This window comes from Actinosynnema sp. NPDC004786 (assembly GCF_053601135.1).
Window position 1 is genome coordinate 205,454 of record NZ_JBSGBG010000006.1, and the last position, 15,053, is coordinate 220,506.

Genomic DNA, 15,053 nt, shown 5'->3' on the forward strand with positions numbered 1-15,053 from the left:
CGAACCGCCTACGTTCGTGTCCTCCCCGTGATTGAACCGGCTTCGCCCGTTCGCTCGCGCCGTTCCCACCTGCGGATCACCCGGTTGGCGGGCATCTCGACCAGGCGGTGCAGCAGTTCGGCGGCCACCGCGGCCGCCACCAGCCCCACCACCACGACCAGGGTCGGGTCCAGGTGCGGCATCAGGGTGTCGTACAACGGGTACATCGCGCTCAGGTGGATCAGGTAGATCGCGTACGTCCGCTTCGACCAACCGCGGATCAGCGCGGACCGGCTCACCGGACCGCTCGCGGCCACCAGCAGCACGGTCAGCAGCACGGCGAACAGCAGCGTGCGCGGCACCGCGTCGCCCTGCTCGGTGTAGCCGCCCACCTTGTCGGTCCAGACGAACAGCAGGAAGTGCGCCGAGGCGATGGCCGTGCCCGCGACCGGGTGGACCTTCCCGGAGTGCACCAGCGAGATCAGCTGCCCGATCACGAGCACCGGCAGGTACGCGCCGAACTGCCCGATCCCGTGGCCGAGCGAGGTCGGGAAGTGGTTGGTGATCAGCAGGACGGTGAAGCACGCGGGAGCGGCGGCCAGCGGCGGGATCCACGGCCACTTGCGCAGCACGGGGATGGTCAGCGCGACGTAGCAGTAGAAGACCACCTGCACCTGGAGCGTCCACGTCACCGCGACCAGCGCGACCTGCGGCGTCTGCAGGAAGTTGACGAGGAACAGGCCGCTGACGAGGTCGCCGAGGTCGAGGTCCCCCTCGCGGGCGGACGACACCCGGAAACCGAGGTTGATCAGGACCCACGCGATCACCGTGACGACCCACAGCAGCGGCACGAGCCGCACGACGCGGCGGCGCAGGAACTGGACCGGGCGCTCCCGGTTCGCCACGTGCGTCACCACGACGCCGCTGACGACCAGGAACAACGCCACGCCGAAGAACGACAGGCGCGGGTTGAGGTGCAACCGGTCGACGACGCCCTGCTCGACCGCGGTCGACAGCCAGAACTCCCGGTCGTTCAACGCGAACCAGGCGGTCAGGTGGGTCAGCACGACCGCGCAGGACGCGACGACCCGCAGCAGGTCGAGGCCGTGCAGGTACCCGGTGCCCTGGGCCGCGGCCTCGGGCCGCGCCAGCGTGGTCGCCGTCATGCCACCTTCTCCACAACCCGGTGCAGACCCTCCGCGGCGAAACCCGCGCACCCCACCGCGACCACCACGGCGAGCGATGACGGCAGGACGGCGGCCAGCGCGCCGGTCACCGCGTAGCCGACGACCGGGACGGACACGTACAGCGGCACCGCGCGACTGCTCAACCAGCGCACGGGCCGCGTGCTCGCGAGCGCCGCGCCGCGCGGCAGCGCGATCAGGAACACCAGCAGCGCCAGCACGCCGCCGAGCGGGTGCCAGTACCCGGCCAGCTCCGGCGTCACCTCGTCGGCCACCACCAGCAGCGCCGCGGCGAGCAGGCCGAGGCAGAAGCCGTGCGCCGCGGTCAGCCGCCCCGCCCGCACGAGCCACGCCACCTCGCCGAGCACGATCAGCGGCACCAGGGCGGCGACCTGTCCGAGGTCGCGCAGCACGTCCGGCGCGCCGGCCCAACCGCCCGCCATCACCAGCGCGCAGGCGACCTCCAGCCGCACCAGGACCGCGAGCCACGGCGCGCCGCGCTCCACCGGTCGCAGCGCCGCGACCAGCAGCCCCGAGCACGCCGCCGCCGCGATCGGCGTGATCACCGCCGCGTCGGTCAACGGCTCCGCGCCCAGGAGCAGGAGCAGCGCGCCCACGACGACCGCGCCCGCCACCGCGGCCGCGACCCGGCGCAGCAACCGCACCGCCACGGACCACCGGTCCACGCCCGCGATCGCGTAGCCGGCCGACAGGAGCAGCAGCGCGGTGCCGAGGAAGCCGAAGTCCTCGCCGAGCCCGGTCGGCTGGTTGACCCAGCCCCGGATCACGACGACGAGGTCGCCGGTGTCCCCGTGCCGGCTCGGCCACAGGCCGACGAGGTAGCTGTAGGCGAGCAGGCAGACGGCGGCCGCGGTCACCACGCGCACGCCGGGCAGGGTCGTGCCACCCGCCTCGACGGGTGTCCTGGTCTCAGCCATCGGCGGGCAGCGCTTCCAGCTGGAGGGCGAGCAGGGGCCCGAACGCGGAGGTGAGGTCGTGCGACCTGGCGTTCAGCTCGACCCGGACGAGCAGGTCCTGGTGCACGTAGAAGGCGCGCACCGTCGGCCGCGGCGCGGGGTCGGCGTCCGGGTTGGCGACCACCCGGGTCACCCGGGTGATCCCGTGCTCGGGCGCGATGCGCTCCAGGCCGAACTCCTGCTGGAGCCCGTCGAGCCGGTCGGCGGCGCGCAGCGCGGCCTCGCGGTCCGCCATCCGGACGACCGCGACGAGCACCCGGCCCTCGGGCCGCCGGGACGACAGCGTCAGCCGGGCCGCGCCCGCGCCCCCTTCGGCGTAGACCTCGACCTCGAGGTCGTTGAGGAAGTTCAGCTCCACCAGGTCGGAGAACGCGCGCACGCTGTCGTACGACTCGGTGCCGGAGTCGAAGTCCGCCAGCGCCAACGGGTCCGCGGCCAGGCGGCCCGCCTCGCCGGTCGCCGGCACGTTGCGGGCGCTGGCGGGCAGCGGGTCCCCGCCCCAGATGCTCCAGGCGCCGAACGTGACGACGGCGAGCACGCCGGTGACGAGCAGTGCGCCGAGCACGGAGGTGCGCGTCCGTACCTCACTCACGCGGGACTTACCTCCACACTCGAAACCCGGCCCCCGAGTGGGAACCGGGCACGAGTGTCGCAGGCCGAACCCCGCCTGTCACAGGAAATGCTCAGGTCAGAGTGGTTGAAGCCACAACGTGACGAAGCCGCTCGCCGCCGTTTCCGCCTGGCGCACCAGGTCCTCGTCGGCGTGCTCGGCCTCCGCGTCGCCGCCCAGCGGCACGGGCGCGTAGCCGAGCTTGCGGTAGCCCAGCAGGACCTGGAGCGGGTCGTCGCCGAGTTCGGTGATCGCGTCGGGGCAGAACTCGCACACCACGTGCGGCCGGTCGCGTTCCAGCACGGCGGTCAGGCCGGCCAGCGCGCGGTGGTCGCGGCCCTGGAGGTCCACCTTCACCAGCGTGACGCGGCGGTCGGACACCTCCGGCCTGGTGTCGAGCCGGACCGCCGGCACCACGACGCCGCCCGCGGCCTCGTCGGACGCGTCGTGCGCCCGGTGGTCGCCGCTGTTGCCGTCCTCGGCCTGCACGAGCCGGATGCTGCCCTCGGTGTCCCACGCCGCGACCGGCAGCACGTCCACCGACCGCGCGCCCTCGGGGCCGAGGTTCGCGGTGACGTTGCGGCGCAGGTACTCGGCGTTGACCGGGTTGGCCTCCACCGCGACCACCGCCTCGACGCCCTCGGCCTGCCGGAGCAGCCGCAGCGTGTGGTAGCCGACGTGCGCGCCGATGTCGACGAACGTGCCGTCGCCCACCAGCCGGGCCATGAGCTCGGCCTCCTCGGCCTCCCACGACCGGTGGTAGGCCAGCCACGGCAGCACGACGCGGTCCACGGGCAGCAGCAACGCGCCCGCGTCGCACACCACCACGTCCGCGCCGGCGGGCACCGGCGCGTGCCGCAGCCGGGCGGTGTCCTGCACCGCGGCCAGCGCGCGGGCCAGCTCGTCCAGCCGCCGGTCGCCGCCGTCGAACCGCTCGTCGCGCTCGGCGAACCGGTCGAACGTGGTGCGCTGCTCCTCGTCCAGCCGCGACCACACGCGGTCGAGGGTGGTGTCGACCCGCTGCTCCAGGTCGGACACCGCGGACGCGGCGTCCTGCGCGGCGGAGCGGAGGTCGTCCTGCACGGCGGCCAGGCGGGTCTTGAGGCCCTCGTTGGCCCACCGCGTGGACTCGACGCTCGACTCGACCGCCTCCAGCCGCGCGACCACGCCGTTCAACGTGTCCTCGACGCCGCCGACGAGCGTGCCCATCACCTTGCGCTGGTGCACGTCGTAGTGGTCGATGGCGCGCAGCACGGCCTTGCGCAGGGCGGGCGCCAGCGGCGTGCGCGACGCGGTGCCCACCTCGGCGCGCCACAGCAGCGCCTGCTTGGCGTCGCGCAGCGGGCGCAGCAGGTCCGAGCCCGGCAGCTCGGCCCGGTAGCCCGCGCCACCGCTGCCCAGCCAGCTCCGGTGCGCCTCCCGCAACTGCTCGGCCATCCACGCGGCCGCCCTGGCCACCGACCGGGTGCGCAGGATGTGCTCGCGGGCCGCGCGGCCGCGCCGGGCGGCCTCGGCCGGGTCGTCCGCGACCTCGCGCATGGCGCGGGCCGCGGCGTCCAGGTCGGGTTCGGCCCACACGGCGGTCGCCGGGTACGGGTGGTTGCCCGGACCCACCGGCACCAGCCGGTGCGGCACCGGCCAGCCGGTCCTGGCGTCCAGGAACTCCGCGGTGCTGGAGTAGTCGGTGGAGATCACCGGCATGGCGCGTGCCATCGCCTCGGCCACGGTGAGGCCGAAGCCCTCGCTGCGGTGCAGCGACACGTACGCGCTGCTGGACGCGTACAGCTCGTCCAGCTCCTCCACGGACAGGTAGCGCTCGATCAGCTCGATCCGCGGGTCGTCCAGCACCTTGACCCGCAGCCGCTCGGCGGTGTGCGGGTTCTTGTCGCCGTTGATCGCCTTGAGCACCAGGCGCACGTCGTCGCGGCCCTCGAACGCCCGCTGGAACGCCTCGACCAGGCCCCACGGGTTCTTGCGCTGCCCGATGCTGAAGAAGTCGAACGCGAACAGGAACCGCACCGGGTCGCCGGGGCGGCGCTCCGGCCGGACCGGCGGGCCGGGGTCGCGCACCGGCACCGGGATCGCCTTGACCGGGATCGACGTGTGCCGGGCGATCGCGTCGCGGCAGAACTCGCTGACCGTCCACACCTCGTCGACCAGGTCGAACGCGTGGTGCATCTCGCCGGGGAACTCCTCCAGCTCCCACGCCCACAGGCCGATCCGGTAGCGGTGGTGGCCGACCTGCGGCTGGCGGTCGAGCACCGCGCGGGTCTGGTCCGCGTTCACGCACAGCAGGCTGACCGGGAACTTCGGGTCGCCGACGGTGCCCGGCTCGGCCAGGCCCGTGCGGTTGGACACCAGCCGGTCCTCGACCACCGACGCGACCGGCACCCCGGACTCGCGGATCGCGTCGTGCACCAGCCGGGCCATCTCGCCGACGCCCAGCTCGGCGGTCAGGTAGCCGACCACGTTGACGCCGAACTCGGCCGACGGCTCCGCGGGCTCCACCGGCTCGGCGGGCAGCGCCCACGCCGGCAGGGAAGCCTCGGTCACCCCGGAACTCGCGCACCAGGAGCGGAAGGGGGCGGCGTCGCGGCTGTGCGGCAACGGGAACGCGGTCTTCAGGTCGGGGCGCGAGTTCCACACCGCCTGCACCAGGCGGCTGAGCGCGGTGCCGATCGGCGCGTCGTCCGGCGGGGCGGCGAGCCACCGGCGCAACGCCTCGCCGCCGTCGTCGCCGAACGCGTGCGGCGGCACGGGCTTCTTCTTCCGCTCGGCCTTGACCCACGCGTCCCGGTACAGGGCGCGCATGGCCGGGCTGATCTTCGTGCCGTCGGCCATCTTCGCGAAGCCGTACGGGATCGACTCCAGCGTCTCGGCGTAACCGTTGCGCTGCAACGAGGAGCGGTAGCCGTCGCACAGCTCGCGGACGACCGGGTGCTCGGACAGCACCACGCGCGGCCGGCGCGGCGTGTGGCAGGACAGCAGCCACGGGTGCTCCGGCCGGTAACCGCTGTAGTGGAAGAACCGCAGCCGGTGACCGCCCGCGGTCAGCACGCCGTCCGCGTCGCGTTCGACCGGGCGCTCGTGGATGTTCCAGTACGCGACGTTGAACCCGGGGTCGCGCAGCACGGTGTGGTCGAACAGCGCGGGCACCTGGTCCACCCACCGCTGGTCGGTGAAGAGCTGCTTCTCCGGCGCGACGATCGCGTCGTGGCGCAGCCGCTCGGCCCAGAAGTCCAGGAACGGCTCGGAACCGGGACCGGTGGCCACGAAACCGAGGTTGAAGATGCCCGCGCCCATGATCGCGGCTTCGCTCGGGTCCTTGCCGTCGCGCGGCAACGGGTTGAGGAAGTGCGGCGTGAGCACGATCCCGTGCGCCAGCGCCAGTTCCGCCAACTCCGGCATCGGCGCGAACACCTGGATGTCCGGGTCCAGGTACATCACCACGTCGGCCGCCGTCCGCAGCTCGCGCAGCAGGTACGGCTTCACCGCCGTCGCCAGCTCGGTGACGTTGTAGGCGGTGGCCATCCGCAGGTAGTCCTCGGCGTCGATGCCGGTGGCCTCCGGACCGACCGTGCGCAGCCGGCCCTGCCGCTCACCCGACCCGCGCGGCGCGTCGATCACCGCGATCACGAACTCGTGGTCGGGGTGGTGCTCCAGGTAGGACGCGGCCAGGACGCGCGCGGCGGGCAGGTAGTTGCGGGCGACGACGGTGCACGCGGTCACCGCGCCGCCGTCGGGTCGCGGCTCAGCCATCGGCGGACAGCACCTCGAGCTCCGCGTCCAGCGCCTCGTCGAAGCCCTTGCGCGCGGCGGCGAGCGTCGGCGCGGCGACGTCGACCCGGACGATCAGGTCCTTGCTGGTGTAGTGGCCGCGGACGCGGGCGTTCTGCCCGTCCTTCGCGTCGACCTGGCCCGCCATCACGCCGGCGGGGGTGTCGGTCACCTGCACCATGCCGTTGTTGATCTGGGTGTTGTGCAGGCCGACCGTGCCGGCGGCGGCCGCCGCGGCGTCGGTGCACTGCACGATCAGGATGATGCCCTTGGAGCCGTCGTCCAGGGTGAACTGGGCCAGCTTGGTCTTGGACGCGCCCGCGGAGGTGTAGAGCGCGCTCTCGGAGTCGAGGAGGTACTTGAGGTTCGGGACCGCGGTGAAGTCGGTCACCGCCTTGTTCGTGCTCACCTTGCCGGGGACCTTGCCGACCGGCAGCGGGTCCGGCGGCGGTGGCGGCGTGGTGGTCGTGGTGGCGGTCGGCGTCTGGCTCGAGGACTCGGCGGCGGGCGTCGAGCCGCCGCGGCCCCAGATCCAGTAGGCGCCGAACGCGATGCCCGCGAGCAGCACGATCGCCACGACGATGCCGATGACCTTGCCCTTGCCGCCGCTGCCGCTGTCGTCGAAGACCTCGGGCCCCTGGGCGATCCAGCTCGGGTTGGCGTCGCCGACGGGGCTGTAGCTGTCGCCGCCCCACGGCGGGGTGCTCGACGGCGGGCCCGCCTGCCAGCCGCCCGGCGGCGGCGGGGGCATCTGGTTCGGCGGCGGCGCGATGGGCGCCACGTACTGGGTGCGGTCGGCGTCGGTCGGCCGCTGGCTCACGACCTGGGTCTTGTCCGCGTTGGCCTGCGGGCCGCCGGGCGTGACGATCTGGGTCGCGTCCGGGTTCGGCTGCTGCTGCTGGTGCTGCGGGGGCACCGCGTCCCACCGCACGGGCGGCGCGAACGGGCCGCTGTTGGTCTGCGCCGGTGCGGCCGGGCCGCCACCCGAGGCGGCGGCGAGGAGTTCATCCCGGCGACGGCGGTAGTCGTCGGCACTGATCCGACCCTCCGCCAACGTGCGGTCCAACTCTGCCAGGTCCTCTTGCCAGGACATTCCGCTCCTCCAGGGGTTGCCGCGCGAGCGCCATTGTTGCCTATGCGTTCCGGGGCGGTGCGGGCATACGGCACTTGTGATGCGGTCGTTGCCGGCCGCTGGTCCCTCCGGGTGGCCCACGCCACGCGACCGCCGCGGCCCGTGACGGGGTCCGTCGCCCTGACGTTCGGCGCACGACCGCCCACGGTCCGCGACGCCGCGCGGGCGGGCCGGGCGCGCGCACCGGCCACCTACGATGTGAGAGCGCTCCCCACACGGCGCGGTGTGGGCGTCACACCACCCGCCGTCCGCAGGAGCAGCCCCATGCCCCACGGTCCGCTCGACCACCGCTACCGCGGCGAGCACCCGCTCCGCACCCTGCTCTACCTCTACCGGGAGGACCGCGGGAAGCTCGCCCTCGGCGCGGGCGCGTTCTTCGTCAAGCACAGCCCGACCTGGCTGACCCCGCTCATCACGGCCCACGTCATCGACGTCGTCGTGCAGCGTCGGCCGATCGTCGGCATGTGGCTCGGCGCGGGGCTGCTGCTGGTCATGCTCGTGCTCAACTACCCGTTCGCCATCCTCTACACGCGCTGGTGGTACGGCAGCGCGCGGCGGATGGGCATGCGGACGAGGTCCGCGCTGAGCCGCCGCATGCAGCAGCTCTCCATCGGCTACCACGCGCGGGTCAGCGCGGGCGTGCTGCAGACCAAGGTCATCCGGGACGTCGAGAGCATCGAGACCTCCACCCAGCAGATCGGCGACCAGGGGCTCGCCGCGCTGGCCACGCTGAGCGGCGCGCTGGCCGTGATCGCGGTGGGCGCGCCCGCGTTCCTGCCGGTGTTCCTGCTCGTCGTGCCCGCCGCGGCGGTGCTGGTGATGTGGCTGCGCGGCCGGCTGCGCGCGTACAACGAGTCGTTCCGCCAGGAGGTCGAGCAGCTGTCGTCGCGGGTCGGGGAGATGACCACGCTCATCCCCATCACCCGCGCGCACGGCCTGGAGCGCACCGCCCTCGACCGCATGGACGGCACGCTGCGCCAGGTCTTCGCGGCCGGCATGAAGCTCGACGGCCTCAACGTCCGGTTCGGCGCGCTGGCCTGGATCCTGCTCAACGCCCTGGGCGTCGGCTGCCTCGCGGGCTCGGCCCTGGCCGCCTACCACGGCCGGCTGTCCGTCACGCCCGGTGACGTGGTGATGCTCAGCGCCTACTTCGCCTCCCTCACCGGCGCGGTCACCACGTTGATGAGCCTGGCCCCGCTGATCGGCAAGGGCTTGGCGTCGGTGCGCTCGCTCGGCGAGGTGCTGGAAGCGCCCGACCTGGAGCACAACGCGGGCAAGGCGCGGGTGGACGTGGTGCGCGGCGGCGTGCGGTTCGAGGGCGTCGGGTTCTCCTACCCCGACGCCGACCGGCCCTCCGTGCGCGACTTCGACCTCGACGTGCGGCCGGGCGAGACGATCGCGCTGGTCGGCGCGTCCGGCGCGGGCAAGTCGACGGTGGTGAACCTCGTCATCGGGTTCCTGCGTCCGACCGAGGGCCGCATCCTGCTCGACGGCGTGGACATGGAGACCCTCGACCTGCGCAGCTACCGGCGGTTCCTGTCGGTGGTGCCGCAGGAGTCGGTGCTGTTCGAGGGCACCATCCGGGACAACGTCGGCTACGGCCTCGACGACGTGCCCGAGGACGTGGTGCGCCGCGCGCTGGCCGACGCCAACGCGCTGGAGTTCATCGACCGGCTGCCGTCCGGGCTGGACACCGTGGTCGGCGAGCGCGGCGCGCGGCTGTCCGGCGGGCAGAAGCAGCGGCTGGCGATCGCCAGGGCGCTGATCCGCGACCCGCGGGTGCTCGTGCTGGACGAGGCGACCTCCGCGCTGGACCACCGGTCCGAGGCGCTGGTGCAGCAGGCGCTGGCCCGCCTGGTGCGGGGGCGCACGGTGTTCGTGGTGGCGCACCGGCTGTCCACGATCCGCAACGCGGACCGGATCGTGGTGATGGACGACGGCCGGATCGCGGAGATCGGCTCGCACGACGAGTTGCTGCGGTCGGGGGGTCTGTACGCGCGGGCCCAGAGCGCGTAGCCGGGCGCTCAGCCCTTCTTGGTGAGCAGCGTGGGGCCGACGATGCGCCGGGCGATCCGGCGGAACCGGCTGCGCGGCTTGGCGGGCGGCGGCGTCGGCTTGGCCGCCTCGGGCGCGGCCTGCGGCGCGGGGTCGGCGGTCGGCGCGGGAACCGGCGCGGGTGCGCCGTTCACCGGCGGCGTCACCGGCTGGACCGGCGCGGGCTGGGCGGGCGCGGGCTGGGCGGGCGCGGTTTGGAGCGGTGCGGCCTGAAGTGGTGCGGCCTGAAGTGGTGCGGCCTGAAGTGGTGCGGCCTGAACGGGAGCGGGTTGGGCGGGAGCAGCCTGGAGCGGCGCGGGCTGAAGGGGCGCGGGTTGGGCGGGGGCGGCGGGAACGGGCGCGACCTGGAGCGGGGCGGCCTGGACGGCGGGCTGCGGCAGGGGGCCGGCGGGCACGTCGTGCGCGGGCACGGGCGGGAACTTCGTCGTGGCGACCGCGACGGGGGTCAGGTCGGTCGCCGTCACCGGTTCCGCGGTCGGCCAAGCGGGTTCCCGCGCGTCCGTGACGGGCTGGATGCGGATCGTGGGCGTGTCGTGGGTTCGCTGGGGCTGGGTGGGCACCTGGCTGGACGTCACTCCTCCGATCTTGCCAAAACACGTTCGGTGACCCGGGGGAGGGCAATCAGCAGAAGATGATCCCGCACGGTCTGCGGGTCGTCGTCGTGGTCGTGGTCGTCGTGGTGGTGGGCCGCCGCGTGGTGGTCGTGGTGGGCCGCGCCGTGGTGGTGGTCGTGGTGGTCGCCTCGGTCGTGGTGGTGACCTCGGTCGTCGTCGTGCTGGTGGTCGTCGCGGACGATGACGTCGTGGTCGTCGTCGTGCCGGACGGGCGTGAGCCGGTGGTCGTCGTGCCGGTCGCGGCCGCCGTGCGCGCGGGCTGCTCGCTGCGCTTGACGACGACGATCTCGCCGCCACCGCCGGTGGGCTCCAGGCTGCGGGGCGCTCTGCCCAGCCCGCCCTGGACCGCCAGGAGGGCGGCCACCGCCGCGCCGATCAGGGCGCCGAAGGCGAGCCGGCCGGGGGCACTCAACGCCGTGAGCATCCCCAACGACTACCGGCCTCACTCGTTAGGGTCAAATCCTTCGGGACATCTGGTACCGGCCCGACACTTCGGGTATCGGGCCGGTACCACCGTCACGCGATCACTGCTTGAGGTTCGCGGTCAGCGTGATCTCGGTGCCCGCCAGCGCCTTGCTGACCGGGCAGTTCTCCTTGGCGTTCTGGGCGGCGGCGGCGAAGCCCTCGGCGTCGAGGCCGGGCACGACCGCGGTGACGGTCAGGTGGATGCCGGTGATGCCGGTGCCCGGCTGGAACGTCACCTCGGCCGAGGTCTCGACCTCCTGCGGCGGGGTGCCCGCCTGCGCGAGGCCGTGCGACAGCGCCATCGAGTAGCAGGACGAGTGGGCGGCGGCGATCAGCTCCTCGGGGCTGGTCTTGCCGTTCGCCGCTTCGGCCCGGGACGGCCAGCTCACCTCGTACGTGCCGATGCCCGACGACTCCAGGGCGACGGTGCCCTTGCCCTCGAGCAGGTTGCCTTCCCAGTTGGTGGTCGCCTTGCGGGTGGTGGCCATGTGCGCAACTCCGTGTTCGACGTGGAGGACCTGTCGACGCCAAACCTAGTGGTGATCGTCCGCGCGCGCCGGAACCCGAAGGCCGGAATGCGGAAGACCCCCGGTGCGGACACCGGGGGTCTTCCCGAGAGCGGATGACGAGACTCGAACTCGCGACCCTCACCTTGGCAAGGTGATGCGCTACCAACTGCGCTACATCCGCCTGCTGGGGACAACTATAGCCCATGTTCCAAGGGGGTTTCGACGGGGGGTCCCGTTCGCGCCAACAAGCGGTCCACCTCGGTCAACCGCTCCTTCGGCCAGCGCCACTCCCAAAGCGGCCGGACGCGGTCCACCACCTCGGCGGGCAGCCACGGCGCCACCTCGTCGCGCAGCTCCCACTCGTCGAACACGTGCTCGTAGAAGCTCACCACGGACGCGTCGGACAGGAACCGCTCCGGCTGCCGGAAGCACCAGTGCGCGAACCCGTAAACGCGGCCGAGCACCTCGCGGTCGCCGTCGCGGTGCGCCTCCAGCGCGAGTTGCCACAACTCGGCCAGGAAGACGTGGCAGGACCACGACTCGCGCTCGACGACGGCGCTCAGCTCGGGGAGGAGGGCGGAAGCCCTTGCGCGCCAGTCGACCACGCGGCAGGAGCGTACTCGTCGCGGCGGAACCCGCAGCGCCGTCGGCCACCACCTGACGCCCACCCGTGACCGGTCCGTCACCGACCGCGAGCGTCTCGACGGCGGTGGACAGCCGCTCCGACTGGGCCGAACGGCCCACACCGACCGTCGGGTGTTCGGTATCGGCTCGCTATCGCTTCGGCCCGGGATCAGCCGTCTGTGGCATCTTGACCAGTGGACCACAGGCTTGGCGGGAGGTGCCGGGGCGGGATGGCCGGAGATGCCGATTTCGACCGGGAACTGCTCGCCAGGGTCAGGGCGGGTGACGACGGCGCGTTCGGCGAGCTGTTCACCCGGCACGCGGACGCCGTCCGCCGCTTCGCCCTCCGGCACGTGCGTGAACACGCCGAGGCCGACGACCTCACCGCGGAGGCGTTCTTCCGCGTGCTCCAGGCGATCCGCCGGGGCAACGGCCCGACCGACCACGTCCGGACCTACCTGCTGACCGTCGCGCGCCGGGTGGCGTGGGAGTGGAGCGGGCGGCGGCGGGACGTGCCGGTGGAGGACGAGGAGCTGAGCCGGCGGGTCGAGCCGTTCCCGGACGTCACCGCGAGCCGGCCGGAGCACGCGCTGATCTCCCGCGCGTTCACCAGCCTGCCCGAGCGGTGGCGCACGGTGCTGTGGCGGGTCGAGGTGGAGGGCGAGCGGCCGGCCGCGGTCGCGCCCGCCTACGGCCTGAGCCCGAACGCGATGGCGGCCCTGGCCCGCCGGGCCCGCGAGGGGCTGCGGGCGGCCTACCTCCAGGCGCACCTGGCCGCGGACGCCGGGCCGAGCGCGTGCGGCTCGGTGGTGGCCAAGCTCGGCACGTACACGGCGGGCGGCGCGCAGGGCGCCGAGCACAAGCGCATCCGCAAGCACCTCCGGACCTGCTCGTCCTGCAACGCGCTGCACGCCGAGCTGGTCGAGGTGTGCTCGACGCTGCGGGCGCACGCGGCGAGCATCGCCGTGCCGGTGGCCGCGACCGCGCTGCTCGCCCCGGCGGCGCTCGGTCCGGCCGCGCTCGCCCCGGCCGCGCTGGGCCCGGCGGTGGTCGGCAAGGCCGCGTGGCTGACCGGGCGGGTGAAGCTCGCGCTGGCGGCCACCGCCTCGGCCGCGGCCGTGGGGCTGTTCGGGGTGGTCGCCGGGACGGTCACCGGCGGGCCCGGACCGGCGCTGGTGCAGGCCGGCCCGAACGGCGCGCCCGACGAGCAGGTGCTGGCGCTGTGCTCGACCACCGCGACCACGACCGTGATCGGCACGCCGACCAGCGAGACGTCGCCGTCGGCCGGCGCCAGGCAGGTCGTCGCGCACGTCGGGACCCGGCCGGCCGACCGCTCCGCGGCGCCCGTCACGACCTCCGCGCCCCCGCCCGCGCCGCCCGCGGTGGAGCCGACCGGGAGCGCCCCGCCGGCCCGCGAACGCGCCCTGGAGACCGACACCGCGCCGGTCACGACCTCCGCGTCCGCGTCGGTGCTGGTGCTGACCACCACGACCGCCGTCACCACGACCGCCGTCACGACGACCACCGCCTCCCCGCCCAGGTCGGCGGGCACGTCGGTCGAGCCGCCGAAGCCCCCGGTGACGCCGACGACCGTCACCCTGCACCCGACGCCGATCCGGCTGGACCCCGCGTAGCCACCGGTTTCACCCGCGAGGTGCAAGACTCTCCCGGTAGCGTGGAGATCGCTTGAGTGATCGCTCGACGTCCCGAGGAGACGGTGATGACGCGGCTGGTGCGCGGTGCGGACGGCCGGATGTGGACGGTGCGCAGCCAGATCGAGTGGCGCAACCCGTCGGCCGACGCCGACTTCGAGCACGACGTGAGCGGCGGTCAGGGCCCGGGCGTGCTGATGCTCGCGATCGTCATCGCCATGGGCGTCATCCTGGTGGCGTGGACGCCGCCGGAGGTCGTCGTGCCCGGCTGGCTGCTGGTGGCGCTGGTCCTGGTGTTCCTCTTCTTCCCGGTCCGCTGGGCGGTGCGGCGGCCGTGGCGGATCACGGCGGACTCGAAGAAGACCGAGGAGCTGCCGCCGGAGCGGTGGGTCGGCTCGGTGCGCGGCTTCCTCACCGTGCGCAACGAGGTCGCCAACGTGGCCCGCAAGATCGAGATGTACTCGCTGCCCGACCTGGACGGCCCGCTGCAACCGGTCGACTGACGGCCCGGCGCGGGTGACACTGGTGCGGTGCCGGAACTGCCCGAGGTCGAGGCGCTCGCCCACCACCTGCGCGAGCACGCCGTTGGACGGCGCGTGCACCGGGTGGACGTGGCGTCGCTGCACGTGTTGAAGACGTTCACGCCACCGTGGACCGAGCTGCAGGGGCGCGAGGTGACCGGCGCGGGCCGGTTCGGCAAGCACCTGGACCTCGACTGCGACGGCCTGCACCTGGTGGTGCACCTGGCGCGCGCCGGGTGGCTGCGCTGGTCGGAGCACCTGTCGGCGGGTCCGCCCAAGCCCGGTCGCGGGCCGCTGGCGCTGCGCGTGCACCTCGGCCCGCCGGGGGAGGGGCCGGGGTTCGACCTGACCGAGGCGGGCACCAAGAAGGGCCTGGCCGCGTGGGTCGTGACCGACCCGGCGGAGGTGCCGGGCATCGCGCGGCTGGGGCCGGACGCGCTGTCGGTGACGCGCACCCAGCTGGAGGACCTGTTCGCGGGCCGCACCGAGCGGCTGAAGACGGCGTTGACCGACCAGACCGTGCTCGCGGGCGTCGGCAACGCCTACTCCGACGAGATCATGCACACCGCCCGGCTGTCGCCCTACGCGACGGCGGGCAAGCTGGACGCGGAGGCGCTGGACCGGCTGCACGAGGCGTTGGTCGGCGTGCTGACCGACGCCGTGGCCCGTTCGGTCGGCCAGCACGCGGCGACCCTGAAGGGTGAGAAGCGGTCCGGCCTGCGGGTGCACGGGCGGACCGGTCTGCCGTGCCCGGTGTGCGGTGACGCGGTGCGCGAGGTCTCCTTCGCGGACAAGGCTTTCCAGTACTGCGCGACGTGCCAGACGGGCGGCAGGCCGCTGGCCGACCGCCGGATGTCGCGGCTGCTCAAGTAGCTCACTCGGACGAGTGGCTTGCTCCGTTCGTCGGCTGAACCGGGCTCGTCGGGGCACTCCTCCTGGTGTCCGAACCACACT

Annotated in this window: 13 protein-coding genes and 1 tRNA gene; 4 read left to right on the forward strand and 10 right to left on the reverse strand. The window is 73.7% G+C overall.

Annotated features, from left to right (window positions below; genetic code table 11):
- Positions 1-8: 8 nt before the first annotated feature.
- The 5 genes from ACWEFJ_RS07755 to ACWEFJ_RS07775 all read right to left on the reverse strand — a co-directional run bounded on the left by ACWEFJ_RS07755 (position 9) and on the right by ACWEFJ_RS07775 (position 7,620).
- Positions 9-1,145 (reverse strand): acyltransferase family protein, encoded by a 1,137-nt coding sequence (locus tag ACWEFJ_RS07755; RefSeq protein WP_449713250.1) that lies wholly within the window; start codon positions 1,143-1,145, stop codon positions 9-11.
- The gene (locus ACWEFJ_RS07760) at positions 1,142-2,101 is read right to left on the reverse strand and encodes a hypothetical protein (RefSeq protein WP_449713251.1); all 960 of its coding nucleotides are present in this window, start codon (positions 2,099-2,101) and stop codon (positions 1,142-1,144) included. The genes ACWEFJ_RS07755 and ACWEFJ_RS07760 overlap by 4 nt, the downstream gene beginning before the upstream one ends.
- Positions 2,094-2,732, reverse strand: a complete 639-nt coding sequence (locus tag ACWEFJ_RS07765) for a hypothetical protein (RefSeq protein ID WP_378086447.1) — start codon at positions 2,730-2,732, stop codon at positions 2,094-2,096. Before ACWEFJ_RS07765 ends, ACWEFJ_RS07760 begins: the two co-directional genes overlap by 8 nt.
- A 96-nt stretch (positions 2,733-2,828) precedes the next feature.
- A complete protein-coding gene (locus tag ACWEFJ_RS07770) occupies positions 2,829-6,509 on the reverse strand; it encodes an FkbM family methyltransferase (RefSeq protein ID WP_449713252.1) in 3,681 nt (1,226 codons plus the stop codon).
- Positions 6,502-7,620 carry a hypothetical protein gene (locus tag ACWEFJ_RS07775; RefSeq protein ID WP_378086452.1) on the reverse strand — a complete coding sequence of 373 codons (1,119 nt, stop codon included), beginning with the start codon at positions 7,618-7,620 and terminating at the stop codon, positions 6,502-6,504. Before ACWEFJ_RS07775 ends, ACWEFJ_RS07770 begins: the two co-directional genes overlap by 8 nt.
- A 303-nt stretch (positions 7,621-7,923) precedes the next feature.
- Between ACWEFJ_RS07775 and ACWEFJ_RS07780 the strand changes: the two genes are divergently transcribed.
- Positions 7,924-9,675 (forward strand): ABC transporter ATP-binding protein, encoded by a 1,752-nt coding sequence (locus ACWEFJ_RS07780; protein ID WP_449713253.1) that lies wholly within the window; start codon positions 7,924-7,926, stop codon positions 9,673-9,675.
- Between the two features lie 8 nt (positions 9,676-9,683).
- Here ACWEFJ_RS07780 and ACWEFJ_RS07785 read toward each other — a convergent pair whose 3' ends face one another.
- The 5 genes from ACWEFJ_RS07785 to ACWEFJ_RS07805 all read right to left on the reverse strand — a co-directional run bounded on the left by ACWEFJ_RS07785 (position 9,684) and on the right by ACWEFJ_RS07805 (position 11,907).
- Positions 9,684-10,289 carry a hypothetical protein gene (locus tag ACWEFJ_RS07785; RefSeq protein WP_449713254.1) on the reverse strand — a complete coding sequence of 202 codons (606 nt, stop codon included), beginning with the start codon at positions 10,287-10,289 and terminating at the stop codon, positions 9,684-9,686.
- Positions 10,290-10,335: 46 nt separating this feature from the next.
- Positions 10,336-10,740 carry a hypothetical protein gene (locus tag ACWEFJ_RS07790; protein WP_378086458.1) on the reverse strand — a complete coding sequence of 135 codons (405 nt, stop codon included), beginning with the start codon at positions 10,738-10,740 and terminating at the stop codon, positions 10,336-10,338.
- A 112-nt stretch (positions 10,741-10,852) separates the two neighbouring features.
- Entirely contained in the window at positions 10,853-11,281 is a 429-nt protein-coding gene (locus ACWEFJ_RS07795; protein ID WP_378086460.1) for an OsmC family protein, read from the reverse strand.
- A 129-nt stretch (positions 11,282-11,410) separates the two neighbouring features.
- Positions 11,411-11,483, reverse strand: a tRNA-Gly gene (locus ACWEFJ_RS07800).
- Between the two features lie 13 nt (positions 11,484-11,496).
- Positions 11,497-11,907, reverse strand: coding sequence for a DUF7674 family protein (locus tag ACWEFJ_RS07805; RefSeq protein WP_378086462.1), 411 nt, complete (start codon positions 11,905-11,907; stop codon positions 11,497-11,499).
- A 249-nt stretch (positions 11,908-12,156) separates the two neighbouring features.
- Here ACWEFJ_RS07805 and ACWEFJ_RS07810 point away from each other — a divergent pair, with 249 nt between their 5' ends.
- The 3 genes from ACWEFJ_RS07810 (at position 12,157) to ACWEFJ_RS07820 (ending at position 14,972) form a co-directional block, all read left to right on the forward strand.
- On the forward strand, positions 12,157-13,560 hold the full coding sequence (locus tag ACWEFJ_RS07810; RefSeq protein WP_449713255.1) for an RNA polymerase sigma factor: 1,404 nt from the start codon (positions 12,157-12,159) through the stop codon (positions 13,558-13,560).
- An 86-nt stretch (positions 13,561-13,646) separates the two neighbouring features.
- Positions 13,647-14,081: a DUF983 domain-containing protein gene (locus ACWEFJ_RS07815; protein WP_378086466.1), complete on the forward strand. Its 435-nt coding sequence runs from the start codon at positions 13,647-13,649 to the stop codon at positions 14,079-14,081.
- A 27-nt stretch (positions 14,082-14,108) separates the two neighbouring features.
- Complete coding sequence (locus ACWEFJ_RS07820; RefSeq protein ID WP_378086468.1) at positions 14,109-14,972, forward strand: DNA-formamidopyrimidine glycosylase family protein; 864 nt, start codon at positions 14,109-14,111, stop codon at positions 14,970-14,972.
- Positions 14,973-15,053: the final 81 nt, after the last annotated feature.